Raw genomic sequence first — 26,018 nt, 5'->3', positions numbered from 1 at the left:
GTCCGAAAACATGCCCCAAAGGCAAAATACATGCCAATAGCGTCATCTGGGTCCGAATGCATCGCAGCGGCATATTTGATACACAGTCGAAGCGCCAGCCATCTGCCAAAACAAAAAGCAGCGACTCTCCAAATACGGGAGAACCGCTGCTCTGCTATCTCTTTTACTTATGAGGCAATTCCTTCACACCGCTGCCATTCTCTTTAGTGTCAACGATCACCTGGTTACGCCCATTGTTCTTAGCTTTATACAGTGCCATATCCGCTTGATAGAACAGGGATTCGACGCTTACACGTTCGTCCATCCAGCTCCATTCTGCTATACCGCAGGACACTGTTACATTAGGTTCGGTTTCATTCATCACTCGCTTACGAATACGTTCAGCCACATTTACTGCCTGTTCTACTCCCATTAATGGTAAATAGACCGACAGTTCTTCTCCACCCCACCTCGCAGCAATATCCCCTTGACGGATGGAGGACTTCACAATTTCACTGACCTCTTTTAAGATCTTGTCGCCCTTTTGATGACCATAGGTATCATTCACCATCTTGAACTGATCGATATCCACAACGATTAAGCAACCGCAAAAATCTGTAGACTGCCGTTCCTTTATTTCTTCGTCCAGATAATGACGAGCATAAAGTCCAGTTAGGCTATCTCTGTTCGCTAATCGTCTAACTTCGGCATGCAGCCTTGCGTTCCCTACAGCTAGTCCAATATGCCCCGCCATCGCTTGAAGCAATCTGTAATTGTCATAAGAAAAATAATGGGCATCGCGATGGGCCAACATGATGGCACCACGCACTTCACCACCTACACTTAAAGGTGTGGCAATCAGCGACTGCGACCCGGTAGCATTCATTAAACGAGAAGTAGTATTAGGATTATCTATGTAGTTAGACATGATTAATGATTCCCCAGTAGTATAGACCTTCCCGCCTAAACCTTGTCCTACTTCTAAAATTTCATTTTGCAAGGAGGAATGATTGCAAGCAATAACCTCTAGCCCGCCCTTTTCTTCGTTCATATGTAAAATACAGCAGTAGTCTGCACCAAACATCTCCAACAGCTCTTCAAACGCAAATTGAAAAATATCCCCTAAACGCAAGCTTTGATTCAGCCGTTGTGTAAGTTCGTTACTCATACGCAGCTCACGAATGAGCTGATTGGAGCGTTCATACAGCTTGGCATTCTCAAAAGCAGTACCTGCGGTATCCGCCACCATCGAGAGAAACCGTAAATCTACATCCATAAAGATCGAGTTATCCATCACCATGTGGAATACGCCATAAACCCCTTGCTTCCCGCCTAGCGGAAGACCAATCTCTACAATGTGTTGATCTTCGGTGTTGGTGTTCAGAGCAACACGGCCGTCTTTAAATGCTCTAGCACAGACATCATCACTGGACATCTGAAACGGTAAAGGTTTGACCTGCGGATGAGTGCTGCGGTGATCTTGCGACATAAACAGCTCAAGCCTGGCACCAGGGTACATTGCAGAAATGCTATCTATAACCTCCGTAAGCACAGCGTTCACATCAATATTGTCATGCATCCGCTGAACGATCTGAAATAACAAGGAGCGGCGATTGCTCTCACGTTCAGCATGTTGATGAACACTCGCAAGATCAGTTACAAAAATATGTTCAAACTTATGATAGAATATGGTCCGGTACTGCAAAGATATAGCCTCAGCAGTATCTCGTCCACCCATTAAATATTGTTGTGTCGGCATAGCACAGCCTAGGAAGGCAAAAATTTCTTTGTCAACGCGAGTGATGAGCGGTATAGTAAAAAAGCTCATAGCCTGACCCTGCACCGTAAGTTGAACAGAGGAGGTTGCGCCAGAAAGTAAACTAGCTGCAGCCGCTTGCTCCCATTGGTGCCTCCATCGTTCTTGCTGATCGGCAATATTAGCAAAATATCTGCCTTCAAAATTCAGCACACACCAATCCCATGATTTAGCGAATGGTAGAGCCTCTAGCCCATCGATCCATTCCTCGAAGCTGTCTGCAATCAGATTGGCCAAATATGGGAAGTCATGGGACACTATTTCCGTTTCCCTAAGCCAGGCGGTGGGATCTTCGGAATCTCTACTAGTGTGCAATTTGTCCTGTATCAGCATACGACTGTCTTGAGAAGCGTATGCTTTCTGTTCTGACATAACGAAGATCCCCTTTGCTTCTCATTTAAGAAAAAAAACCTTCCCAATTAACATCTAATTAACTATATTTTACTCCCTTTCTTTGTGTATTGCATTATATTTTCCTTATTTCCGGGATTTTTTTTAGGACCAAAGAACTAACGACAAAGAATGACAAAAACTCTTTTAATATGCGCTTGACTTTATATGCTACTTTCATATAATATTTATTGTTGAACAAGACTGTAACAAGTCTTACTTGGGCGTAACGTTGTGTCACCCTCACGCATTTCGTTACTGCCAGGGCAGCGGCTGAACTTCCCTGGTAGTGTGAAAGCCAATAATGCTAATCACGGATACGAAATGCGGCGCAAATAGAGCCCTAACCTGAAATTTCAAATATAAAGGAGTCTACTATAACATGGCACGTTACACCGGACCTAAATTCAAACTCAGCCGCCGTCTGGGCATTTCCCTTAGCGGTACAGGCAAAGACCTGAAACGCCCTTTCCCACCAGGACAACACGGCGCTAACCAACGCAGAAAAGTAAGTAACTACGGAATGCAGCTTTTGGAAAAACAAAAACTGCGTCACATGTACGGCTTGGGAGAGAAACAATTCCGTACTCTCTTCGCTAAAGCACAAAAACTTCCAGGTCTTGCGGGCGAAAACTTCATGTTCTTGCTTGAAAGCCGCTTGGACAACCTAGTTTACCGTCTTGGATTTGCTAACTCCCGTGCTGGAGCACGTCAGTTGGTATCCCACGGACACGTAACTGTAAACGGCAAAAAAGTCGACATCGCTTCTTACCGTGTAAGCTTGGGCGACGTTATCGGTCTTCGCGAGAAGAGCCAAGGCATGGCTTCCATTAAAGAAGCTCTTGCTAACCGTAACCACCTTCCAGCTTACCTGGAATATGCTGAAGGATCTTTCGAAGGTAAATATATTCGTTTGCCAGAACGTTCCGAGCTTTCCCAGGATATCGATGAGAAACAAATCGTCGAGTTCTACAACCGTTAATATCTCGCTTTTAGCGGGTATGACCAAAGCCTCCGGATTAATCCGGGGGCTTTTTGTTATGTCAATATCCTAAATTCCATGCCGTTTGTAAAAGGTTATGCTTCCGCAAATCATACCCTAAATTACTTTATTTATAATTTTTGCACAAAAGTCGAATCTTAAGACCATGAGAATCAGGTAGAAGCGCATTCAAAAACGCCAATTTATGCTATAATAATTCCGTTAAAAGGAGGAATTATCGTCGATGGCTCAAGAGAACAAGAAAAAAAACGCTAAGAAGCCTTCACCCCGCAGATCCGCCCTAAGCAGGTTCGGTTCTGTAGTTAAGTGGATGTTTATTCTTGGAATAATAGGCGTTCTATTTGCCGGTGGTGCTGTAGCAGGCTATGTCGCTTCCATTGTGAAGGATGAACCTGTTCGCTCCGAAGAAATGATTCAGCAGCAGGTCAGTCAAAATGCGATCACCGGATTCGCTTATTTCCGAGACGGCGCACCGATCGGCCAGCTTCGGACAGAAGAAGACCGAAGGCTCATTGAATTCAACGATATCCCCCAGCTTATTATCGATGCAGTTCTCGCTATAGAGGACAATAATTTTAATGAGCATAATGGCGTGGATTTCAAAGGCACCTTGCGTGCCGTCAAACAAAAGCTTCTCAATGAATCCGTTCAGACCGGAGGCAGTACACTCACCCAGCAGCTCGCAAGACGTGTATTCCTGAATCTGGATCGGACAGAAGATCGCAAAGTAAAAGAAATTCTACTTTCTCTTAGATTGGAACGCTTCTTGACCAAGCAAGAAATATTAACGGCTTATCTGAATAAGGTTCCTTTCGGCAATGGCTCGAATGGCTACAATGTATTCGGAATTAAAGCAGCAGCCAAAGGGATATTCGGTCTAGACGATCTGGACAAATTGAACGTGGCTCAAGCAGCTTATTTGGCTGGTCTTCCGCAGCTCCCTTCCACTTATTCTGCATTTAATGGGATAGGTGAATTCAACGAAAAAGCTTTCAACAGAGCTATGGACCGTCAACATCTTGTACTTCGTCGTATGCTTGAGGAGAATAAGATCACTACCTCTCAATATGATGAAGCCCTTCAATTTGATATCAAGAGTTCTCTGGCGCCGCACACCAAAAAAGCCTATGCTACCTATCCATACCTGATGATGGAGACTGAGCGTAAAGCATCCGAGATCCTTCTATCATTGAATGAAGAGAAAAATGGCACAACGGATGCCAATAGCACTACTGACAATGCCGTGTTACTTGAGGAAGCAAGACAGCAGCTCATGACCGGCGGTTATCGAGTCTACACAACCATTGATAAAAAAGTTTACAATGCAATGCATAGTGTCTCAGAAGACAGCAATAATTTTACTAAAGACAGCAAAACCAAAGGTATGGAACAAACGGCTGGCATGTTAATCGACAACAAAAGCGGAGCCATTCTCGGCATGATTGAGGGTCGCGACTTCAATATTGAGCAGATGAATTATGCTACTCAAATGATCCGTCAGCCCGGATCGACCATGAAGCCAATTTCAGCTTATTTACCAGCCTTAGATGCAGGGCTGATTCAGCCTGCCGGGATTGTGGATGACGCGCCAATTATTCTAAAAGACGGCGGAAAAGGATTCCACATTCCTAAGAATGCCAATAATCGCTATCAAGGTCTGGTCACTGCCCGTTACGCACTTAACAAATCGCTCAACTTGCCTGCGCTTAAGCTGTTTAATGAAAAGGTCGGAATAGAGAAATCTTGGGCCTTTACTAAAAAGCTGGGGATCACCACCCTCACAGATGATGATTACAGCGCGCAGACTGGAGTTATAGGTGGTCTCAAATACGGTGTATCCGTAGAAGAGTTAACCAATGCCTATTCCGCTATCGGTAACCAAGGAGCTTTTAATGATGCCTACATGATTGAGAAAATCGTCAATTCAGAGGGCAAAATTATCTATCAGCACAAGGTTAATCCTGAGCAAGTATTCTCTAAGCAAACAGCTTACCTAATGACAGATATGCTGCGAACTGTAATTACAGAGGGTACAGCCAGCACCGTAAAAAGAGAATACAAACACTCTAAAGAAATTCCGATTGTCGGTAAGACTGGATCTACCCAGAATTATGGAGACGTATGGTTTATGGGCTACACTCCTGATGTCACACTGGGAATGTGGGTCGGCTACAAAGAGCAAATCAACACCCTTACGGGAGATACACAAAAACGTCAAGCCCAAACATTATGGGCAAAAGTGTTGAATGCTGTCATTGATAAGCAGCCGGAACTATTCGTCACAGACAAATTTGCACAACCTGAGGGAATTATCAAAAAGACAGTTTCCGCATATAGCGGCAAACTGCCAACATCCCTGACTGATAAATTCACAACGGATATATTTAATACAAAATATGTGCCAAAAGAGAGCGACGACGGGATTTCCAAAGCCAAGTATATTACTTACAAAGGCGTCAATTATATCCCGTTGGAAGGCACTCCAGAGGAGTTCCTAAAGGAAAAAATCGTCGTTAAACGCGAGAAGCCGATACAGGAACTAGTCAAAGAACTCCTGGCTGCCTTCCCTAAGATGAAGGATCATAAATCACTGGAGTATTATATGCCAGCCGATGCCAAGACGGATTTTCCAACAGAAGTTGATCCACGTGTGGACGATGGGGCTTCCCCTGCTGCTCCCGGAAATGTTAACGTCTCTTATAGCACTGGTAAAGCGGTCATCAGCTTCTCCGCTAGCAGCTCGGCAGATGTTGTGGGATACCGCTTATATCGTTCATTAAACGGAGGTTCTTTCCAGAAGCAATCTATACTCATGGCAGATGAGAACAAGGTATTCACACCGGGTACACCTGCAAGTGCTAATGCAACCTTTTATGTAACAGCCGTGGATGTTGCAGGTAATGAGACGGCTTCTGGCAGCGTTGCTGGAGGGATTACACCAACGCCCGAAGCAACTCCTACACCTGATCAACAACCTGGTACAGAGGCGCCTACAGAGCCTGAGACGACACCAGGAGACGTTATTGAGGATCCAGGTAACATTCTCCCGCTACTACCGACGGAAACACCAGCCGGCGGAGGTAACAGTACTGGAGGCAGTAATAATACCACAGCAGGTAATAATGCAGGGACACGTTAACCCAAAGATCATTAAATAATTTCACACAGCAAAACACCGTTCCCATGAATTCATCCGGGAACGGTGTTTTTTTACAATTCATTCTAATCCTCAATCGTGGATAGATCTCCTGTCGGTAGATGCAGCTCCCATGCCTTCAGTACACGCCGCATGATTTTACCTGATCGTGTCTTCGGAAGTTTATCCTTAAACTCGATTTCCCGCGGGGCAGCATGTGCAGACAGACCCGCTTTGACAAAAGCGGCGATCTCCTCTTTCAAGGCAGCAGTTGGAGTATAACCTTCTCTAAGCGAGATAAAAGCCTTAATAATCTCCCCCCGCACAAGATCCGGTTTGCCGATTACACCCGCTTCTGCCACTGCCGGATGCTCCACTAATTTGCTCTCCACTTCAAATGGACCAATACGCTCACCAGAAGAGTTGATGACATCATCAATTCGTCCCTGAAACCAGAAGTATCCTTCGTCATCCATATAAGCTGAATCGCCAGAAATGTACCAGCCAGGAATCCGGAAATATTCCTCATACTTCGTCTGATTGTTCCATATCGTTTTCATCATGGATGGCCATGGAGTTTTTATAGCAAGATTCCCCATAGAAAAAGGCGGGAGAACATTTCCCCGGTCATCCAGAATCGCTGCTTCAATCCCCGGTAACGGACGGCCCATCGAGCCTGGTTTGATATCCATTGACGGATAATTACAAATCAATTGTGCCCCTGTTTCAGTCATCCACCAAGTATCATGAATACGCTGATTGTAAAATTTATCTCCCCAACGTACTACTTCCGGATTTAACGGTTCACCAACCGATAGAACATGGCGCAAACTGCTTAAATCAATCCCCTGTAAAGAGTGCTCCCCTGCACCCATCAACATACGAAAAGCTGTAGGTGCGCTGTACCATACAGATACCTTATTCCGTTCGATTGTCTTATACCAATCCTGAGGACTAAAGCGGCCGCCTCTGACTACATTGGTCACCCCGTTTAACCAAGGGGCAAATATGCCGTATGAAGTTCCGGTCACCCAGCCAGGATCTGCCGTACACCAGTATATATCGTCTTGACGTAGATCTAGCACTACTCTACCTGTATAATAATGTTGAATCATTGCTCTATGCACATGATAAACGCCTTTTGGCTTACCTGTAGAACCAGAAGTATAATGCATAATAAGGCCATCGTCCAAATCAAGCCATTCTAAATTAAGATCAGCAGAAACGTTAGCCATCTCTTCTGCGAATCCTAAGTTTCCTTGCTCAATATCAGTTGCTCCACCTACTAGAAAAATATGACGCAGCTCAGGAAGCTCTTCTCGCTTGACCCGATGCAGCAATTCAGGCGTAGTTACCAGCGCAACAGCCCCACTATCCTCCAAACGATCCTTAACTGCTGTTTCCATAAAGGCTTCAAATAAGGGTCCTGCTATGGCTCCGATTTTGAGAATACCTAGCAGACTGAAATACAGTTCCGGTTGGCGAGGCATAAAAATAAATACCCTATCTCCTTTACCGATGCCATATTTACGCAATACATTTCCGAACCGGTTCGACCGCTCCTGCAGATCGGCAAATGTATAGGATTCTTCCCGTACAGTGTCACTGTAGAGTAGGGCCGTTGCCGCTCCCCGCCCTTCATCCACATGGCGATCAACGGCTTCATAGGCCATATTAACCTTGCCGGTTTCATACCATGAGAAATTACGTTCAACATCCTCCCACTCAAAATTGGCTACTGCCTCCGCATAATCAGACATATTGGAGCTCTGCACACGACCCGGCAAAATTTCGCTATGGACTTGACCCATCACTCTTGCCTCCCTCACTCGTTTGATTTAAGCTTTAAGGGTAAGACTCATGTTTTAAATAATGATGTCAATGCAATGAATGTGAATTTTTTATGTCTGAATCAGTATACCATAGCAAGCGTTTACATACCATTTTTTTGATCTGAAAGGAGCACTGTCATGGAGCATCGCAAAATCCCTATTTCCCATACTCTCTGCTATATGGGTAGAACGATAACTGTGAGCGGACCCCGATCTCCCGAGGACCTTGAAGTCCTGCATATGCATCAGGACCTTGATGCTTTCCGCAGGCCCTTAGAGCAGCAAGAGGCGCTCGTAGAGATCGCCAGCTTGCCAGAGGGCCGTGTAATTACCGCAGTAGAGAATGACGTTATAGTAGGCTATGTGACCTTCCATTATCCAGATGAAATGGAGTTATGGTCACAGGGTGGTATGGAGGATCTTATTGAGCTTGGAGCGATAGAGGTGAGTAATGATTATAGAGGGGCCGGACTAGGCCGGCTGCTGGTTTCTACTGCTTTTGAGCGGGAGCAATTGGAGAATTGTATTGTTTTTACAACAGAGTATTACTGGCACTGGGATTTAAAAGGCAGTGGGCTGGACGTATGGGCCTATCGCCAGATGATGGAACGGCTGATGAAGACGGTTAATATGGTTTGGTATGCTACGGATGATCCGGAAATTTGTTCACATCCCGCTAACTGCCTAATGGTTCGCATTGGACAAGAGGTGCCCATGTCCTCCCAGGAGACCTTTGACAGAGTACGTTTTAGACAACGCTTTATGTATTGATCATTAAATATGCTGCAGCATAAATTCTAATATGGAATGCGAGCGTTGCGAAGATTGTTCTGTAAATTCCCTGAAATCCACCTCAGCTGATCCATCAGACTTATCTGACATGGAGCGAATGATGACAAAGGGTGTGGCGTTCATATGACAGACTTGGGCAACCGCCGCCCCTTCCATTTCCACACAAGCTCCATCCATTTGCTCTCTTAATTCAGCTACAATCTCCGCATTAGAAATGAATTGATCACCAGATAACACCTTGCCTATCAAGTACTTTTGACCTAGCTCATTGCATGCCTTCTCAGCAAGCTGTACTAGCGCAGGGTCTGCCTGAAAGACGGAAGTCTCCTGATAAGGAATTTCGCCTCTTGCGAATCCAAGCCCCGTAGCATCCATGTCATGTTGTACACATGTAGACGATATAACAATATCTCCAATATTCAATTCAGGATGTACTGCTCCAGCAACCCCCGTAAACAACACACGGGATACGCCAAAATTATCAATTAGAATCTGAGTCGTAACTGCTGCATTTACTTTACCCACGCCAGATTTACAGAGCACTACGGATTTGCCTAATATGTTTCCTAAGTAATATTGTATACCTGCTTTAACTTTTGTCCGCTTGTCCTCCATACCCTCTAGAAGCAGCTTGATTTCTTCATCCATCGCTCCGATTAATCCGATGACTTCACTCACAGTAAATACCTCCTTTGAAGATTTATTTAGCAAATAAAAACATAAAAAGCTCCATAAGGAGCTTTTTACGGAATAACTGTTCAGTTCTTAAATTACTTATTTAGATGATTAACCGACAAGCGGAGAATCGTTTCATGAGGCAGGATAACCCGCGGATTCTCAACGGTTTCTTTCTTCATAAGCTTGGTCAAAAGTCTCATCGCAACTGCGCCCAAATCGTACATAGGCTGAGCTACGGTTGTCAGCAAAGGACGAACCATCGAAGCCATACGAATATTATCCACACTAATGATGGAGAAATCATCCGGTACCTTCAGACCTTCATCTTGAATACTGTGAATGGCACCAATAGCCATTTCATCCGTTGCCGCAAAAATAGCGGTTGGTTTCTTCTTGAGTCCAAGGAAATACTTCATTGCTTCTACACCAGATTCATAGCGGTAGTTACCGATGCGTACCAAATCCTCTTGGTACTCGATTCCTGCCTGTTCCAATGCTTTCTTGTAACCATGGAAACGTGCATATCCATTTGCAGGATCCTGCAGTGTGCCACTGATCATAGCGATCTCACGATGACCGTGACGAATCAATGTGTTCACAGCATCAAAAGCAGCGGTTTCATGATCGATGTCAACGGAAGGATAAGTTCCCTTCTCATCCCGTGTAGCACATAGAACAATCGGAACTGCAGAAGTCTGGAAAGCTTGAATATGTTCGTCAGTTACTGTACCCCCCATGAAGAGCAGACCATCGACCTGTTTCTCCAAAAGGGTATTAATGACACGAATTTCTTTCTCTTTACGCTTATCCGCGTTACACAATATGATATTGTAATGATACATGTTCGCGATATCTTCAATCCCGCGTGCAATTTCTGCAAAAATCGAGTTTGAAATATCAGGGATGACAACCCCAACGGTTGTCGTTTTCTTACTGGCAAGACCTCTTGCCACGGCATTGGGACGATATCCCAAACGTTCAATCGCTTCAAAAACTTTCTTCCGGGTCTGCGGTTTCACGTTAGGGTTATTATTCACAACCCGTGATACCGTAGCCATAGATACGCCTGCTTCTCGAGCTACATCGTAAATGGTTACCGTCAAATTACTCTCTCCATTGCGATAAATTTTATCGTTCGACTAATTAAAAATATGATACGACACTTTGTACATTTGTGCAATGATAACGCTTCATTTTCCTTTCAAAATTTCTTTCAAGGCTGAAAACGTCACCCTGGATTAAAATTGTGACCAGTGCTGGTTAACCTGTCCAAGAGCATCAATAATGTAACTTCTATCTATCGTAACAAAAAGTGAGTGAAAAATCCAACATTCCGTGAAAAATTTTCATTATTTTCACACAATTTTTTTATAATCTTCATTTTCAGCCATTTGGAAGGTTAATTGAGACAATCTTCGACTAGTTTCTTCCATCCAATGCTGGTCTGACAGCTTCTCAGCTAAACGATAGATATCGAGAAGCATATCGACTCGGCTCTGAATCCTCTCTCGGATTATCGTCTCTAGTTCTGATATTCCCCCTATTATAGTTTCTGACAAGGATTCTTTTAATACACTGGCCAATTCATTTCTCTCCGTAAACAAAAAATCTTTTCCCGGATCCTCTCCACTGAGTTCTTTTACTAATTTGCCTAGATCTGCTTTAATAAACTGCAAAGGTTCATAACTAGCGCATTCTGGGCAGGTATAGACAGGAACATGGGTAATCTTCATCTTCGTATTAAAAATCAAAGAATGCATATGTAAGTTCATGAGGCCACCACAACTGCACAACTTCTCCATCAAATTATCTTTATACATCTTCTACACCTCTTGCACAAAATTAATAAAGCACAAAGTTTGACTTTTTCAACTTCTATATTCGACTCCACTCGATTAAAACCCTCCTTTATTGCATATAATGATTAAATTGGCAATTTGTCTATAATTTACATCCCTAAAGATGACTTCATATTTTAAATTTGATAGAATAATGAAAGAATCATGGGAATCGAAAGGAGCTTAACTAAATGAGACTAACCGGTAAAAAGGTCATAGCACTCGTAGACGATGAATTTGAAGATTTGGAGCTCTGGTATCCCGTGTATCGGGTGAGAGAAGAAGGTGCTGTGGTTCATTTGGCAGGTCTGGAAAAAAATAAGACGTACATCGGTAAATATGGCGTACCTGCTAAAGCAGAATACTCCTGGGACGAGCTTAATGCCGCAGATTATGATGGGATTTTGGTTCCAGGCGGCTGGGCTCCTGATAAAATCCGTAGATACAGTGCCGTTCTAAAGCTCGTACAGGATTTTAATGCGGCTAAAAAACCGATTGGGCAGATCTGCCATGCAGGCTGGGTATTAATTTCCGCTAAAATTCTGGAAGGTGTAACCGTCACCTCCACGCCAGGCATCCGTGATGACATGGAGAATGCCGGAGCCATCTGGAAGGATGAAGCTGTGGTTACGGATGGACATATCATTTCTGCTCGCCGCCCGCCAGATCTTCCGCCATACGGGAAAGCCTTTTGCGATGCACTCGCTGGGGAATAAAACAGTAGGTATATAGTTTAAAATCAAAAAAGCCCTGTTTCTCACAATTTGAGGAACAGGGCTTTTGATTTGAGGCTTTAAAATCCAGATGGTTATCTAATCCGCACAGAATCCGTCTCCATGATCATATTTGGATAATTTGTAAACCTAAAAGTCAAAGGTTGAGGCAGCTTTTCTTTGCCTACGTTGAGAAAATAAGTTATTGTAGTTCCCTTAGCGTCCTCACGGTATTCTCTATATCTAGAATAACCCTCAGAATCATGTACAAGCCAATGTCCGCTTCCAGCGCTATCCACAAAATTATCGTCTATCCCAAAACCGGTTGCTTCATGCAACTCCTCAACTTTTTTGGGAATCAATAAATCCAATAATATAATCCCCTTCTTCTCATCCGCGGTCCGTTTAGAAATTGTGAGGTAGCTATCCGGTGCCTTTAAAATCTGCTGTGTTTCCGTGTTAATCACTAGCTCGACCTCTGACTGATCTAGAGCAGAGATTCCCTCAACTTCAAGTTTGATTGGATCATCAGGTCTCATATTGTCATTGTGGTAAATATTCGAACCACTTGCCCACATTAGTTCCTCTTGATGATCCCCTTTTCCGAGGACAAGCTTAGGTGAAAGCAAACTGAAAATCCTCATCGTATTCTCTCTGCCAAAGGTTTGTCGCATATAAATACCCGTAGGCCCAATATAAACCTGGTCCATTATAATTTTCTGTCCGCCGATAGACAGACTATCCTTCAGATCAACGAGTTCTCCTTCAAAATAATTGTTATCAGCTTCCAGTGGAATTTTGACATCCATTTCTTTTATATCCTTGTTATTAAAAACTTGACCAAGAGCATCTGGAAAAAGCGATAGTGTGATATTCAACTCCTCTGGTATCTCATCCTGATATTTATCCCAGACGATTTGCTCATACATACGAGTCGTCCCAGGGGACCCAACCTCTTGTGCATTAGAAGTGCTAAACCCGCTGTATCCACTAAGGTGGTATTTATCCTCTGGAGTCTTTTTCAAAGACAAGCCAAAAAGCCGCATCTTCTGATCCGTATTGTTCTGGATTGTATAAAGCACCGCAATGCCTCTTCGGTCTGCAATGATTCCATTAACAGTCCATGTTATCCCATCCACCTCAGGAGAAGAGATATTTACCTCCTTCATCATCCCCGCATCAAGTGCTGATTTAATCGTCAGATTATTAGCAATAACGGGTCTAAACACTTCAAGCTGACCCCAGCTTTTTGGAGGTAATTGCGCACGTACGGGATTTATCATCTGATTTGCCCAAGGCACAATTATAAGTAAGGCGAATGCCAAGACTACCAATACAACAACAGCGTACTTTTTTCTAAAAGACAAACGTGAACGGTTCCCTTGCTGCATCCCCTTGCGGATCGCGGTGTCCAGTTTTACATCCAGAATTTCTTCTGCCTCCGCATCGATTTTCTGAAAATAATCTTTAAGCAGCTTCTCTTCAGACTCAGCCATAAAATAGCTCCCCCTTCCGCTTCATTTTGTCACGCAGTTGTTTTAATCCTTTATTCAGCCATGTCTTCACTGTGCCCTCTGGTTTATCCAGCACCTCTGCAATCTCGGCAAGGGTCATATCCTTGTAATATTTGAGCACCAGCACTTGGCGATATTTGGGTTTCACTCCATCCAGCGCTTGTTCCATGTCCAGTCTGCGGTCACTTTTCATCTCCATGATCCCCTCATCACTTCGAGCAGCTTCTGCGACTGTATTCCTCTTTCGGCGCTTCAGCTCATCATTACAGCAATTAATCAAAATACGTGTTAACCATGGAGCGAAACGCTCCGCATCTTTTAAGCTTTTTCGTTTAATCCATGCACGGCAGGTGGCCTCCTGCAAAACCTCCAGCGAATCCGCTTCATTTCGCAAATAGCTGTAGGCAATGCTATAAAGTTTTCTTTTCTGTCCAGCCACTTGCTCATAAAACAGCTCTTCATCCGTAGCAGCCATTTCCATTTCGTCATTTATAATGTGATCCATTTTCGGCCTGCCTCCCCCCTTGCCTTTATTCTTAAATCGGTTCTGTGTAACTCTCTCTATGTATTGACTGCGCCGCAGGGCAAACGGTTTTGTTTTTTTTAAAAGTATGGCTTAAATAAAGAAAAAGGCTCGGCAAGAATGCCGAACCTTGATATGAAATGAATAAAAGTTACAGTAACTTTAGGATGAGGCTTTCTCCTGTAGTTCCCCGCTTGATCCAAGTGTAAGACCACTTTTTTGGGCAAACGCAGTTAACATTTCTTCCGTCTCTGAGCTTGTACGATGGTGGAAACACGCTTTGGCGATTCTTTTGGCATCCTTGGCCAATGTGTTCAGTGTGCGGTGTTTAACCTTCAGCAGCGCCTGCGGCGACATGCTGAGATCTCTAATTCCCAGCTCCAGCCAAAGAGGCAAAGAACGCTCATCCGCCGCCATTTCACCACATACACTGATATCAATCTTGGCATTACGTGCCGCTTCTACCGTCATACGGATCATTCGCAGAACCGCTGGATGGTACGGATGATACATATGAGCAATTTGTTCATTCATACGGTCTACCGCTAACACATATTGAACCAAATCATTAGTGCCGATACTGAAAAAGTCAACTTCCTCAGCCAGTAAATCAGCAATCATAACCGCCGCCGGAACTTCAATCATAATACCCACAGGAAGATTCCGGTTAAAAGGGATATCTCGTTGCTCCAGCTCAGCTTTCACTTCTTCTAAAACAACTTTTGCCGCCTGCACTTCCTCTACGGAAGAAATCATTGGAAACATTAACTTTACATTCCCGTATGCACTTGCCCGTAGAATGGCACTTAGCTGGGTTTTGAACATATCTAATCGGTCCAAGCTGATGCGAATCGCCCGATAACCAAGGAAAGGATTCTGTTCTTCAGGCAGCTGGATATAATCCAACTGCTTGTCCCCGCCAATATCCAGCGTACGAATCACTACAGTGTTATTGCCCACCTTCTCGACAACCTGTTTATACACTTCAAATTGTTCATCCTCAGTTGGAAAAGATCTGCGGTCCATATAAAGAAACTCCGTGCGGAACAGGCCTACGCCTTCAGCTCCATACTTAAGCGCTATGTTGAGTTCTTTAACTGAACTGATATTGCCGGCAAGTCGCAGGTTCACACCATCCTTGGTAACAGCCTCCACGGTGGCGAGCAGTTCCAGTTGCTCTTTCTTTTTATGCTGTTTATCCCGAATCGCTACGTATTCATTTATCGTAAGTTCATCTGGATGGATTTGTACAGATCCGGTATCGCCGTCGATCACAAGCATATCCCCGGTCTGAATAGGATTAGACAGATTATTCTCCAAGCCTGCTACAAGAGGAATGCCTAGCGCACGAGCCATAATGGAGGAATGTGAGGTTTTACCGCCCATCATAGTGACAATACCTAGAACATAAGTTGGATTCAAGTGAGCTAGCTGGGAAGGAGACAACTCCTTCGCAACAAGAATATATGGCTGAGTATCCGATGGTAACGTAACCTCTGGAGCGCCTAAAAGATGTTTTAAAAGACGGTTTCCGACATCCTTGATATCCACCGCCCGCTCCTTCATGTACTCATCGTCTAGCAGATCAAACATCGCTACAAAATGATCAATCGCTTCTTTCACAGCTACTTCTGCCGCCTTGTACTGGCGCTCAATGATCCCGCGGATTTCACTCATGAACACAGGATCATCTAAGATCGCCAGATGAGCATCAAAAATACTCGATTCCTCCGGACCTACCACTTCTCTGAACTCTTTTTTGATGAATTCAATCTCGTCCTTAGAGGTACGGATACCTTCGTATAAACGCTCAAACTCCTTAGCTAGATCCACTGGGTTCACTTGTGTATCCGGTAAGCTCCATTCCCAGTTCGGCAAGACAAAGGCCTTCCCGATAGCTACACCTGCTGCTGCGCCTATGCCTTGTATCATCCTTCAATCCCTCCAACGTTACTTTCGTGTAAGACTACGGACATTACTGATGATTGCCCCTTTTTAACATTTTTAAATGGAGCATAGCTCCATGATTTGACTCGATCAGGATTCGTGATCACCATCGGTGTAGCCAATGAGGCCGCATGTTCACGCAAATAAGCGAGGTCGAATTTAACAAGCAATTGACCCGGCTCCACGCTGTCGCCTTCTTTTACAACCGCCTCAAAGGGTCCCTTGAGCTGTGAAGTGTCGATCCCTATATGCATGAGTACTTCCAACCCTTCCGGCGTCGAAATACCCACGGCATGCATTGTAGGATAGACGTGCATAACTTTCCCGAATACGGGTGAAGTAAGTTCCCCTTTTTCCGGCAAAAATGCAACACCATCCCCCACTAGCTTAGCTGCAAAAATGTGATCAGGCACTTCCTCAATGGGCATCATTCTACCCTGCATTGGCGAACTGAACAGCACCTGCGGTAAATCACGAAGCATAAGCTTATTAATCTCCTCGCGGATCAGTTCTGAATACGTGCCAAATACTACCTGGACATTTCCGCCGCCTAGCTTGATAATCCCAGCAGAACCTAAACCTTTAAGCGCTCCAGTATCTATATATCGGTCATTATGAACGGTAAGCCGCAGACGGGTGATACAGGACTGCACTTGTACAATATTCTCCTTGCCTCCAAGCGCCTCTAAGATCAGCGGTGCCTGATAAGGGATATTGCCGGCCCAATCCCCAAGCTCTGAACCTTCTTCACGCCCCGGTGTCGGGATCTGAAAACGGCGAATCGCCCAGCGAAATAAATTATAGTATACAATCCCGTAGCCGATACCAATCGGAATCAGCAGCCAAGCCCTCTGTGACAAATGCATGTTCAAGAAGAAATCGATGGCTCCAGCCGAATAGGAGAACCCGTGATGGATTCCCAGCATGTAGGTCAACAGCATAGCGAGACCGGACATTACAGTATGTACCGCGAACAAATACGGAGAAGCAAATAAAAATGCAAATTCGATCTGCTCCGAAACCCCGGTCAGAAAACAAACCAACGCCGCCCGCACAAAAGTCTTTTTAATCTTGGGCTTCAAATCCTCGCGCGCTTCCTGAATAATTGCAAAAGCAATGGCAGGCAGCGCAAACATCATAATCGGAAACAACCCCGCCATAAAAATCCCCGCCGTTGGATCGCCTGCAAAAAAACGCGGCAAATCCCCCTGAACCACAGCACTGCCATCAGGAGTCGTAAAATTCCCAAATTGAAACCAAAACACATTATTAAGAATATGATGTAGTCCAAAAGCGGTCAGAACCCTATATAGGACGCCATAGATAAAAACGCCAAACCCGCCCGTCTGCAATATTCCCTGAAAAAGATTATCCAGCCCTATCTGCAGCAGCGGAGATATTCCTAACATTACCCATGCGAACCCGGCAGAAAACAAGCCCATGAACAGCAAAACAAAACGCGACCCTCCAAAAAACTGGATCGCCTCTGGAAGCTTAATATTTTTAAACCGGTTTTGCGCGACACCGGCAACGATCCCCAGCAAAATTCCGATTAGTGTTGCAGGTTGTACAAGCCCGTCTCCCATTTGGGTGACAATTCGGTCGTAAGTGAACATCCCAGCCAGCGCTGCAAGCCCCGCTGTTCCAGCTTGATTGGATAACCCCCATGCTACACCTACAGCGAACAAATAAGGCATATAATAAAATATTGCCTGCCCCGCGTAAGTAGCCACTTCAGACACCGAAGAAAGTCCCCATGCAGACCAAGGTAAGCTGCCCAAACTCAGCAAAATGGCTGCCGCCGGCAGTACCATGGTAGGAAGCATTATGGCTCTGCCCAATTGCTGCAATGATCCGAGCCAATTCAAGGCTACCCTCTCCTTTCTTTCTATATTGAATGGTAAGCGCTGCGGGGATTTTTGTCAAAAGAAACTCATGAGATCTTCACGTTACATTTTTAAAACAAATATTCTCACATTCCACTAAACATTTATTCATTAGTATCCATAGAACGGCTGGTATTTACGTGAAGCTGATGAATACTACAGAGTTAGTATCGAGTTTAAGTGTACTTTGTGCAACTATTCCTATCGACGTTACTCTGAGCACCTTTTAACTGCACTTCACACAACTATTTTTAGTGATTTTCCACTTCATCTAATCTTTGATGCGTTCTAAGTGTACAAAGTGCAACTATTTCGCATTTAGATGGCTATTTCGGCGATTTAGTTGTATAAAGTGCAATTATTCCCTTTCGCAGCTATCGTATAGATATCCCTCGCATACCTGGTCCGATCAGATCAGGTATGATTTGGTCTGATTTGATTTGATTTGGTCTGGCCTGGTCTGGTCTGGTCTGGTCTGGTCTGGTCTGGTCTGGTCTGAACTGATCTGATCTCAGAGCATTCGCTTCATAACATCGAACTTTTCTCCCACACTAACTAGCTCCAACACCCTAAACTCACAGTTAGGAATTCCACCTGAGTTTAAGTGTACTTTGTGCATCTATTCATATCGACGTTACTCTGAGCACTTTTTTAACTGCACTTCATACAACTATTTTTAGTGATTTTCCACTTCATCTAATCTTTGAGGCGTTTTAAGTGTACAAAGTGCAACTATTTCGCATTTAGGTAGCTATTTCGGCGATTTAGTTGTATAAAGTGCAATTATTCCCTTGCGCAGCTGTCCTATAGATGTCCCTAGCATACCTGGTCTGATCAGATCAGGTATGATTTGGTCTGATTTAATCTGATTTGATTTGATTTGGTCTGGTCTGAACTGATCTCAGAGCATTCGCTTCATAACATCGAACTTTTCTCCCACACTAACTAGCTCTAACACCCTAAACTCACAGTTAGGAATTCCACCTGAGTTTAAGTGTACTTTGTACAACTATTTATATCGACGTTACTCTGAGCACCTTTTTAACTGCACTTAATACAACTATTTTTAGTGATTTCCCACTTAACCTAATCTTTGATGCGTTCTAAGTGTACAAAGTACAACTATTTCCCATTTAGATAGCTATTTCGGCGATTTAGTTGTATATAGTGCAATTATTCCCTTGCGCAGCCTCTAAAGATCCTCTTACCACATTTGATCTGGTCTGAGAGCCTTCACCTCATAATACCGAATTCTTTCTCCCTGATTAAACGGCTTCAACAACCCCTTCTCACTTAATGATTGCAGCAATCGACGCGCCGTACGGAAATTAATGCAGAAATGCATGGCCACATCCTTTGGACGAACCGGTCTACCGAGACGCCAAGCGAAACGCAGAACCTCTTTTTCCTCAGATAAAATAGCTACGCTAGCAGATTTACGCGCCAAGTAAGGCGCCAGCACCAGTTGTAACAGCATCCGGCAGACCTCGGGACGTTGCTGGATATCATCAAAAGAAAAATGAATCATCCTCCAGCCCATCCCAGTCAAAAAAGTGTCCCGATTTACTGAATAGTTGAATTTCTCGCGGTCCATATCTTTCACATGGCTTTGATATCCATCACACTCGATCCCAAAGCTGCTGCCCGTCTGTGGAAGATAAGCAAAGTCCAGAAATTGTGATTTACGATTCCAGTCATATACTTCGTATTCTGGATGCAAATCGCCTAGGGACTCAAACATAGGCCACCATACATTCTGCAAAAATAGCTTTTCCGCAAAATTATGTCCTCTAACCAGCCTCCCTCTTCTTTCACCTGTTCTTGATTTCATATGCTGGTCGATAAACAAACCATGCGCTTCTTCAAACTCCATAACCTATAGCCTCCCCTACAAAATAAAAAAACGCCCTTCACCGCAAAAAGCGGTTTAAAGGACGTTCTTCGTCTAATCTTATTATAACTAGCTCAACAGGCGTTTTACATTAGAAATCGCACCTTGCGTTACACAATACCACTTATTTTGGCTAAACTTCATCATCTAAGTTTGCATTAGCCACAGCATCATAAATTTAAACCTAGTTAGTTTATTCCACTTTTGCTCGTTCTCGCCAGTTTGCTCATTCTTCACCAGTTAGTTCGTTCTTCACCAGCCCGTTCATTCTTCACCAGTTAGTTCGTTCATCACCAGCCCGTTCATTCTTCGCCAGCTAGATCGTTCTTCACCAGCCCGTTCATTCTTCACCAGTTAGTTCGTTCATCACCAGCCCGTTCATTCTTCACCAGTTAGTTCGTTCATCACCAGCCCGTTCATTCTTCGCCAGCTAGTTCGTTCTTCACCAGCTAGTTCGTTCTCGCCAGTTTGCTCATTCTTCACCAGTTAGTTCGTTCATCACCAGCCCGTTCATTCTTCGCCAGCTAGTTCGTTCTTCACCAGTTAGTTCGTTCTTCGCCAGCTAGTTCGTTCTTCACCAGTTAGCTCATTCTTCACCAGTTTGCTCATTCTTCACCAGCTAGTTCATTCTTCGCCAGTTTGCTCGTTCTTCGTCAGTTCTTTGTGACGTCCGTTGGTCAACGCTAACTATAATCACTACACATTTAACTCAGTGTTTAGTTTAACAGTTATATAACCGAACCTACTGCCGGCTACGCCCATGCATTGTGATCGCTTCTTCGACCTTGATGCAGCGGTCCATAATGGCGATCATACCGTGCTCAGCGGCGATTTCAGCGGCTTCCGCGCTAACTATACCCTGCTGGAGCCACAGCACACGTGCGCCAATGTCAGCTGCCTCCTGCGCGACCTTTGCGCAGTGTTCGCTTCGACGGAATACATTGACGATGTCCACTGGCTCTGGAATTTCTGCTAAAGTGTGATAACACTTTTCTCCCAGGATTTCTCCGTCCACCGTTGGGTTAACGGGAATGATCCGATATCCCCGGCTTTGCATGGCGCCCGCGACCATATAAGAGGTACGATCTGTTTTGTCTGATAAGCCAACAACAGCAATGTTACCTGCGGAAGCAAGAATATCTCCGATCTGCTCCCGACTTGGATTCTCAAAGCTCATAAGTAGTGCCCCTTTCCATAGTTACACTTAATGATCCTTGTTTAACTGAAGCTAGAACTGAAGCTAGATAAGCTAGCTCCCTTATTCCTATTGTACCCACTCCACATTCGCACCAAGCGCACGCAAGTGATCAAAATATTGCGGATAAGATTTTGCCACATGATGTGCATCCTTAATCAAAAGAGGTTTACGCGCACGCAAGCCTACTACGGATAGTGCCATAATTACGCGGTGATCATAATGCGCATTAATGGTGACTCCGCCTTCGACACCTTCGGGCATGCCGTGAACAATAATCTCATCGCGGCGTTCTTCTACCTTGGCTCCGGCACGGGTTAACTCTGCCAAGTAATCGGTAATGCGATCACATTCCTTATAGCGCAAATTCTCAACATTGTAGAATCGGGAGGTACCTTCTGCAAATACTGCAGCAGCCACCATGGCCAGTACCGCATCTGTTGCAGCATCTCCATCGAATTCAACAGCTTTTAGGATACCGTTCCCTTGGACATGTACTGTACCCTCTTCATGTGTAAGAGGAACTTCCATCATCCGCAGCACATCAACAATAGCTCTTTCACCTTGTTTACTTTGTTCTGCAAGACGGTGAATTTTCACATCCGACTTTGTAACGGCAGCCGCCGCAAGGATTGCCGCAGAGCCTGGATAGTCACCTTGAACAGTATATGATTTAGCTGCATAAGCTTGACGACCTGGAACTTTAAAGGACATGTAATCATCCGCGGCGTGCACCACAATACCTGCCTGCTCCAACACTTCCAAGGTCTGTCCCACGACAACCTTCGATTTCAAATCATCGAGGACAATAATTTCACTATCTTCTTCAAGCAATGGTGTCAGAAACAGTAGAGCACTTAAGAACTGGGAGCTTACTGCACCAGAGACAGTAATTCTGCCTCCAACCGGTTTACCCCCACGGATCGTGATCGGCAGTTTCCCTTCATTATGCTCCACCTGAACACCTAGCTGTTCCAACGACACAATCAAGTCGTCATGCGGACGTTTGCCCAATGAGTCTGGATACGTATTTACAAAAGTAACCTCAGGACTTAACGCGGCCACAGCCATAAGAAAACGCAGTACTGCTCCGGCATTTCCTACATTAAGTTCTTTAACGTCTTTTGGGTGACGTCCGAAGCCTTGAATCACAATCTTTTCCTCATCTTCTGTAAGCACAGCACCCAAATCTGCTATGCAGCGGCGGATCGCGTCGCTATCCTCGCTATGTGCAGGATGATAAATCGTACTTACTCCTTCAGACAATGCCGCAACCAGCAGATAACGTGTCGTATAGTTTTTGGAAGAGAGGGCTCCAAATTCTCCTTGCAGAGATGGCGTTGGCCTAACAATAACGTCCATAATATAAACTCTCCTTAGTAGATGTAGTGGGTATGTAATGCTCGTTTGACAGGGTATTCTGTTCTTGTGTTATCATTAAACCATTCTTCTGATGAAAAGAGGTCAAACCCATGCATAATGTACCACAAATCACACCGCAAGAATTACGGCAGTGTATAGAGACAGGCGAAGACCTTGTACTCATCGATGTTCGCGAAGACGAAGAGGTGGCCTTTGGGATGATTCCCGGTGCACAACATATCCCTATGGGAGAAATTCCGCACCGTACTGAAGATATTCCAAGCGATGCCAAAGTGATCTTCATTTGCCGTTCCGGTGCCCGCAGCCAACGTGTCTGCGAATATCTACAGCAATTTGGTTATAACGCTGCGAACCTCAGCGGCGGTATGATTGAATGGAATGAGACACTCTCTTAAAAGCTCAACCGCGGTAATGCATTAAAATATGTTGCGACACTTCTGCCGCAGTCAGTCCCGTTGTATCGACCGTGTAATGCGCGAATAGGTATGCATCCTGGCGATCTTCCATGATTCGTCTGACCCGTTCTTCTGCATTGCCGGCGAGCAGCGGACGATTCTCATCCCCGCTAACACGTGCAATAATCTCTTCCTCAGTTGCCGTTAGCGCAACTACATGCCCTTTACTCAGCATTAAGGCTGTATTCCCCGGCGCCAATACCGCGCCTCCACCAGTGGATATTAATTTATTCTCAGACTCTAGCATTTGCTTTAGAACCGCAGTTTCTACGCCTCGAAAGTATTCCTCACCATCTTCTGCGAAGATTTCTGCAATGCTTCTGCCTTCAGTCTCAATAATGACATGATCCAAATCAACCAGCTCATAGCCCAGCTCCTCGGCCAAAATAGCACCAACAGTTGACTTACCAGTCGCCATCATCCCTACTAAAATAATGTTTTTGTTCTTATCTTCCTGACTCATCGTTTTTAGTTCTTCTGTATCCCCAGCCATGACTATCCTCCAACCGCGATATTTGTCATATCATAACACAGGGTCAAAACATTAGACAATCCGCTTCTTCCAGTAAAAAAAGACCCGAAAGGCTCCCCATTTCTGGTGAAGCCGTCCGGGCCGCTTGTCATACAGTCAATTAGATTATTCCGCTGCCATCCAGTTGTGGTGGAAGACGCCTTCTTTGTCCACACGTTTGAAGGTGTGAGCGCCAAAGTAATCACGTTGAGCCTGAAGCAAGTTAGCAGGCAAACGTTCTGTGCGGTAGCTGTCATAGTAAGCCAATGCGCTGGAGAATCCAGGAACTGGAACACCCAAAGTTACCGCAGAAGCAATGACTTTACGCCATGCAGATTGGTAATTGTCCATAACATTCTTAAAGAAAGGATCAAGAAGCAGATTCTTAAGCTCTGCATTGTTCTCATAAGCATCTGTGATATTTTGTAGGAAACGGGAACGGATAATGCAGCCGCCGCGCCAGATTTTAGCCAGCTCGCCATATTTCAGATCCCAACCATATTCGTCGGAAGCTACGCGAAGTTGAGCGAAACCTTGCGCGTAGGATACGATTTTGCTCGCGAACAATGCTTTACGCACGTTCTCGATGAATTCGGCTTTGTCGCCTTCAAATGTTGTTGCTTCTGGTCCGTTAAGCACTTTGCTTGCTTCTACGCGCTCATCCTTCATAGCAGACAGGAAGCGGGAGAATACGGATTCGGTAATCATGGACAGAGGTACACCAAGATCTAGTGAGCTTTGGCTTGTCCATTTACCAGTACCCTTTTGGCCAGCAGAATCAAGGATAACGTCAACCATAGGTTTGCCGGTTTCTTCGTCATATTGAGCAAAGATATCAGTAGTGATCTCGATCAGGTAGCTGTCGAGCTCGCCGCTGTTCCACTCTTTGAAAATATTGTGAAGTTCTTTTGCATCCAGACCTAGAACATCTTTCAACAACTGATAAGCTTCACAGATCAATTGCATATCACCATATTCGATACCGTTGTGCACCATTTTAACATAGTGTCCTGCACCGTCAGGTCCGATATATGTACAGCAAGGCTCTCCGTCCACTTTGGCTGAGATTGCCGTTAGGATAGGCTCTACAAGTTTATACGCACTTTCTTGACCACCTGGCATAATCGAAGGACCTTTAAGAGCACCTTCTTCACCACCGGAAACTCCAGTACCGATAAAGCGGAAACCTTTTTCTTCCAGTTCTTTACTACGACGAACTGTATCAGGGAAGTAAGCATTCCCTCCGTCGATAATGATGTCGCCTTGATCAAGATGCGGCAGCAGTTGCTCGATGGTAGCATCAGTAGCTTTACCAGCTTGAACCATGATCAGAATTTTGCGCGGTGTTTCCAGCGAAGCTACAAATTCCTCAACGGAAAATGTGCCTACGAGGTTTTTACCTTCCGCTTCAGCAAGAAGATCATGTGTCTTCTCCGGGGAGCGGTTGAATACGGATACGGAAAAACCTTTGCTTTCGATATTTAGAGCCAAATTCTTGCCCATTACCGCCAAGCCAATAACGCCGATTTGTTGTTTTGCCATCTGGTCCTCCACCCTTTGCACCCTATATTTTTGTGAAATCCATTTCTCGCAGTATAAGAATACCACCCTTTATCAGAGACAGCAAAGCCTGCCCTGCGAATAGAGATCAATTTCATTGACAAATTCAGTCTAAGAAATGATCACAATGACTATTTTAACGTTTTTAACGTCAGAAGTGAACCCCTGTCTGCAAGTTCCAATACAAATATAAGACACCCCGATGAACGGGGTGCCTTGAAAGAACATTTGCGGCACTTGCTTACCATTCTAACATAAACAATTCCTTGGTCAAAAAGGCAAGCTCAGCTCGACATTTGTCCGCGCGAACCGTATCTCCAGCTTTTAGTGCATCATTTAACCGATCCAACTGTTCATCCACTTCAATTCTCCGCTGGCGAACCCGTTCTTCCCCTTCAATAGAATAAAAGAGTCTTGTCAGCTCCTCATCTGTGAGCATAGGTCCCTTCTGATATAACACACGCTGCTGATAACCAGAAATTTCAACTAGGCGAATCACTTCGCCAAACAAAATATTTTCAATAATAATCTGCCGATCCCGGAAACGTTTAACGATTGCATGCCCGCGCATATCCCCAATTAATTTCTCCATCCACTCTGACAAGCGAGCATCACGGATCATATAATCGCCCACAAGCTTATAGCCGTCTTTAATCCTTTGAAACCGCAATTTCACTAACTTACGACCCGTACGGACCGAAATCACAAAGACCTGTTCATTCTCGCTCCAATATAGGGAATAACCTTCTTGAATCAAATCCTTGATCAGGTCCTGGATATGCTGTCTGTCGAACCGCAGTTCCAGGTTACAATACTCCACCTCGTCGTTTTTGTTCACGGCACTCCCCCCTAACAGCTTCACATCTGTAAAGCCAACCTTCATTAGTTCAATTCCAGAGTAATCATGGCTGCCGGACCTCTTCTTGAGTTAACTTCCTTTTTGCGTTCGTCTTAATCTTATTTTATACTTCAGTTT

Annotated in this window: 20 protein-coding genes; 5 read left to right on the top strand and 15 right to left on the bottom strand. The window is 44.6% G+C overall.

From position 1 onward, the window contains the following. Positions 1-163: 163 nt before the first annotated feature. A complete protein-coding gene (locus MHH89_RS03445; RefSeq protein ID WP_076317090.1) occupies positions 164-2,167 on the bottom strand; it encodes a sensor domain-containing diguanylate cyclase in 2,004 nt (667 codons plus the stop codon). Between the two features lie 400 nt (positions 2,168-2,567). On the opposite strand from MHH89_RS03445, the gene rpsD reads away from it, so the two are divergent. Beyond that, complete coding sequence (gene rpsD / locus MHH89_RS03440; RefSeq protein ID WP_036686147.1) at positions 2,568-3,167, top strand: 30S ribosomal protein S4; 600 nt, start codon at positions 2,568-2,570, stop codon at positions 3,165-3,167. 244 nt (positions 3,168-3,411) lie between these two features. Continuing rightward, positions 3,412-6,327 carry a transglycosylase domain-containing protein gene (locus MHH89_RS03435; RefSeq protein WP_076189866.1) on the top strand — a complete coding sequence of 972 codons (2,916 nt, stop codon included), beginning with the start codon at positions 3,412-3,414 and terminating at the stop codon, positions 6,325-6,327. Between the two features lie 83 nt (positions 6,328-6,410). Here MHH89_RS03435 and acsA read toward each other — a convergent pair whose 3' ends face one another. Next, on the bottom strand, positions 6,411-8,135 hold the full coding sequence (gene acsA / locus MHH89_RS03430; RefSeq protein WP_076129125.1) for an acetate--CoA ligase: 1,725 nt from the start codon (positions 8,133-8,135) through the stop codon (positions 6,411-6,413). Between the two features lie 159 nt (positions 8,136-8,294). On the opposite strand from acsA, the gene MHH89_RS03425 reads away from it, so the two are divergent. Further along, on the top strand, positions 8,295-8,927 hold the full coding sequence (locus MHH89_RS03425) for a GNAT family N-acetyltransferase (RefSeq protein WP_076305210.1): 633 nt from the start codon (positions 8,295-8,297) through the stop codon (positions 8,925-8,927). Positions 8,928-8,930: 3 nt separating this feature from the next. On the opposite strand, the gene MHH89_RS03420 is transcribed toward MHH89_RS03425, so the two are convergent. The 3 genes from MHH89_RS03420 to MHH89_RS03410 all read right to left on the bottom strand — a co-directional run bounded on the left by MHH89_RS03420 (position 8,931) and on the right by MHH89_RS03410 (position 11,446). Next, the gene (locus tag MHH89_RS03420) at positions 8,931-9,626 is read right to left on the bottom strand and encodes a 5'-methylthioadenosine/adenosylhomocysteine nucleosidase (protein WP_341086339.1); all 696 of its coding nucleotides are present in this window, start codon (positions 9,624-9,626) and stop codon (positions 8,931-8,933) included. Between the two features lie 92 nt (positions 9,627-9,718). Continuing rightward, positions 9,719-10,729 carry a catabolite control protein A gene (gene ccpA, locus MHH89_RS03415; protein WP_036686140.1) on the bottom strand — a complete coding sequence of 337 codons (1,011 nt, stop codon included), beginning with the start codon at positions 10,727-10,729 and terminating at the stop codon, positions 9,719-9,721. Between the two features lie 252 nt (positions 10,730-10,981). After that, positions 10,982-11,446: a hypothetical protein gene (locus MHH89_RS03410; RefSeq protein ID WP_076279819.1), complete on the bottom strand. Its 465-nt coding sequence runs from the start codon at positions 11,444-11,446 to the stop codon at positions 10,982-10,984. Between the two features lie 209 nt (positions 11,447-11,655). On the opposite strand from MHH89_RS03410, the gene MHH89_RS03405 reads away from it, so the two are divergent. Continuing rightward, on the top strand, positions 11,656-12,180 hold the full coding sequence (locus MHH89_RS03405; RefSeq protein WP_341086338.1) for a type 1 glutamine amidotransferase domain-containing protein: 525 nt from the start codon (positions 11,656-11,658) through the stop codon (positions 12,178-12,180). A 92-nt stretch (positions 12,181-12,272) separates the two neighbouring features. Here MHH89_RS03405 and MHH89_RS03400 read toward each other — a convergent pair whose 3' ends face one another. The 7 genes from MHH89_RS03400 to aroA form a co-directional block, all read right to left on the bottom strand. Next, positions 12,273-13,673 (bottom strand): DUF4179 domain-containing protein, encoded by a 1,401-nt coding sequence (locus MHH89_RS03400; protein WP_341086337.1) that lies wholly within the window; start codon positions 13,671-13,673, stop codon positions 12,273-12,275. Beyond that, positions 13,666-14,196, bottom strand: coding sequence for a sigma-70 family RNA polymerase sigma factor (locus tag MHH89_RS03395; RefSeq protein WP_094902125.1), 531 nt, complete (start codon positions 14,194-14,196; stop codon positions 13,666-13,668). The genes MHH89_RS03400 and MHH89_RS03395 overlap by 8 nt, the downstream gene beginning before the upstream one ends. Positions 14,197-14,376: 180 nt before the next feature. Then, positions 14,377-16,146, bottom strand: a complete 1,770-nt coding sequence (gene ptsP / locus MHH89_RS03390; RefSeq protein WP_076279821.1) for a phosphoenolpyruvate--protein phosphotransferase — start codon at positions 16,144-16,146, stop codon at positions 14,377-14,379. After that, the gene (locus tag MHH89_RS03385; RefSeq protein WP_341086335.1) at positions 16,143-18,029 is read right to left on the bottom strand and encodes a glucose PTS transporter subunit IIA; all 1,887 of its coding nucleotides are present in this window, start codon (positions 18,027-18,029) and stop codon (positions 16,143-16,145) included. Before MHH89_RS03385 ends, ptsP begins: the two co-directional genes overlap by 4 nt. Before the next feature lie 1,222 nt (positions 18,030-19,251). Next, entirely contained in the window at positions 19,252-19,920 is a 669-nt protein-coding gene (locus tag MHH89_RS03380) for a hypothetical protein (RefSeq protein WP_341086334.1), read from the bottom strand. Positions 19,921-20,680: 760 nt separating this feature from the next. Beyond that, positions 20,681-21,115: a CoA-binding protein gene (locus MHH89_RS03375; protein WP_076104783.1), complete on the bottom strand. Its 435-nt coding sequence runs from the start codon at positions 21,113-21,115 to the stop codon at positions 20,681-20,683. Positions 21,116-21,202: 87 nt separating this feature from the next. Continuing rightward, entirely contained in the window at positions 21,203-22,495 is a 1,293-nt protein-coding gene (gene aroA, locus MHH89_RS03370; protein WP_076279824.1) for a 3-phosphoshikimate 1-carboxyvinyltransferase, read from the bottom strand. 110 nt (positions 22,496-22,605) lie between these two features. Between aroA and MHH89_RS03365 the strand changes: the two genes are divergently transcribed. After that, positions 22,606-22,911 (top strand): rhodanese-like domain-containing protein, encoded by a 306-nt coding sequence (locus tag MHH89_RS03365; protein ID WP_036686126.1) that lies wholly within the window; start codon positions 22,606-22,608, stop codon positions 22,909-22,911. Positions 22,912-22,915: 4 nt separating this feature from the next. Here the strand turns inward: MHH89_RS03365 and MHH89_RS03360 are convergent, their stop codons facing one another. The 3 genes from MHH89_RS03360 to MHH89_RS03350 all read right to left on the bottom strand — a co-directional run bounded on the left by MHH89_RS03360 (position 22,916) and on the right by MHH89_RS03350 (position 25,880). Further along, positions 22,916-23,464, bottom strand: coding sequence for a shikimate kinase (locus MHH89_RS03360; RefSeq protein WP_254847616.1), 549 nt, complete (start codon positions 23,462-23,464; stop codon positions 22,916-22,918). Between the two features lie 144 nt (positions 23,465-23,608). After that, positions 23,609-25,024, bottom strand: a complete 1,416-nt coding sequence (gene gndA, locus MHH89_RS03355; protein ID WP_038570246.1) for an NADP-dependent phosphogluconate dehydrogenase — start codon at positions 25,022-25,024, stop codon at positions 23,609-23,611. A 259-nt stretch (positions 25,025-25,283) separates the two neighbouring features. Next, complete coding sequence (locus MHH89_RS03350) at positions 25,284-25,880, bottom strand: hypothetical protein (RefSeq protein ID WP_036686566.1); 597 nt, start codon at positions 25,878-25,880, stop codon at positions 25,284-25,286. Positions 25,881-26,018: the final 138 nt, after the last annotated feature.

The sequence above is a fragment of the Paenibacillus sp. FSL H7-0323 genome (assembly GCF_038002725.1).
GTDB classification, from domain to species: Bacteria; Bacillota; Bacilli; order Paenibacillales; family Paenibacillaceae; genus Paenibacillus_AQ; species Paenibacillus_AQ odorifer.
The sequence above is the reverse complement of the archived record's forward strand: the minus strand, read 5'-3'. Positions and strand labels throughout refer to the sequence as shown.

Excerpts from the sequence above, each read along its gene's own strand:
- MHH89_RS03445 (WP_076317090.1), bottom strand. The coding sequence starts at position 2,167 with ATGTCAGAACAGAAAGCATACGCTTCTCAAGACAGTCGTATGCTGATA.
- rpsD (WP_036686147.1), top strand. The coding sequence starts at position 2,568 with ATGGCACGTTACACCGGACCTAAATTCAAACTCAGCCGCCGTCTGGGC.
- MHH89_RS03435 (WP_076189866.1), top strand. The coding sequence starts at position 3,412 with ATGGCTCAAGAGAACAAGAAAAAAAACGCTAAGAAGCCTTCACCCCGC.
- acsA (WP_076129125.1), bottom strand. The coding sequence starts at position 8,135 with ATGGGTCAAGTCCATAGCGAAATTTTGCCGGGTCGTGTGCAGAGCTCC.
- MHH89_RS03425 (WP_076305210.1), top strand. The coding sequence starts at position 8,295 with ATGGAGCATCGCAAAATCCCTATTTCCCATACTCTCTGCTATATGGGT.
- MHH89_RS03410 (WP_076279819.1), bottom strand. The coding sequence starts at position 11,446 with ATGTATAAAGATAATTTGATGGAGAAGTTGTGCAGTTGTGGTGGCCTC.
- MHH89_RS03405 (WP_341086338.1), top strand. The coding sequence starts at position 11,656 with ATGAGACTAACCGGTAAAAAGGTCATAGCACTCGTAGACGATGAATTT.
- MHH89_RS03400 (WP_341086337.1), bottom strand. The coding sequence starts at position 13,673 with ATGGCTGAGTCTGAAGAGAAGCTGCTTAAAGATTATTTTCAGAAAATC.
- MHH89_RS03395 (WP_094902125.1), bottom strand. The coding sequence starts at position 14,196 with ATGGATCACATTATAAATGACGAAATGGAAATGGCTGCTACGGATGAA.
- ptsP (WP_076279821.1), bottom strand. The coding sequence starts at position 16,146 with ATGATACAAGGCATAGGCGCAGCAGCAGGTGTAGCTATCGGGAAGGCC.
- MHH89_RS03380 (WP_341086334.1), bottom strand. The coding sequence starts at position 19,920 with ATGGAGTTTGAAGAAGCGCATGGTTTGTTTATCGACCAGCATATGAAA.
- MHH89_RS03375 (WP_076104783.1), bottom strand. The coding sequence starts at position 21,115 with ATGAGCTTTGAGAATCCAAGTCGGGAGCAGATCGGAGATATTCTTGCT.
- aroA (WP_076279824.1), bottom strand. The coding sequence starts at position 22,495 with ATGGACGTTATTGTTAGGCCAACGCCATCTCTGCAAGGAGAATTTGGA.
- MHH89_RS03365 (WP_036686126.1), top strand. The coding sequence starts at position 22,606 with ATGCATAATGTACCACAAATCACACCGCAAGAATTACGGCAGTGTATA.
- MHH89_RS03360 (WP_254847616.1), bottom strand. The coding sequence starts at position 23,464 with ATGGCTGGGGATACAGAAGAACTAAAAACGATGAGTCAGGAAGATAAG.
- gndA (WP_038570246.1), bottom strand. The coding sequence starts at position 25,024 with ATGGCAAAACAACAAATCGGCGTTATTGGCTTGGCGGTAATGGGCAAG.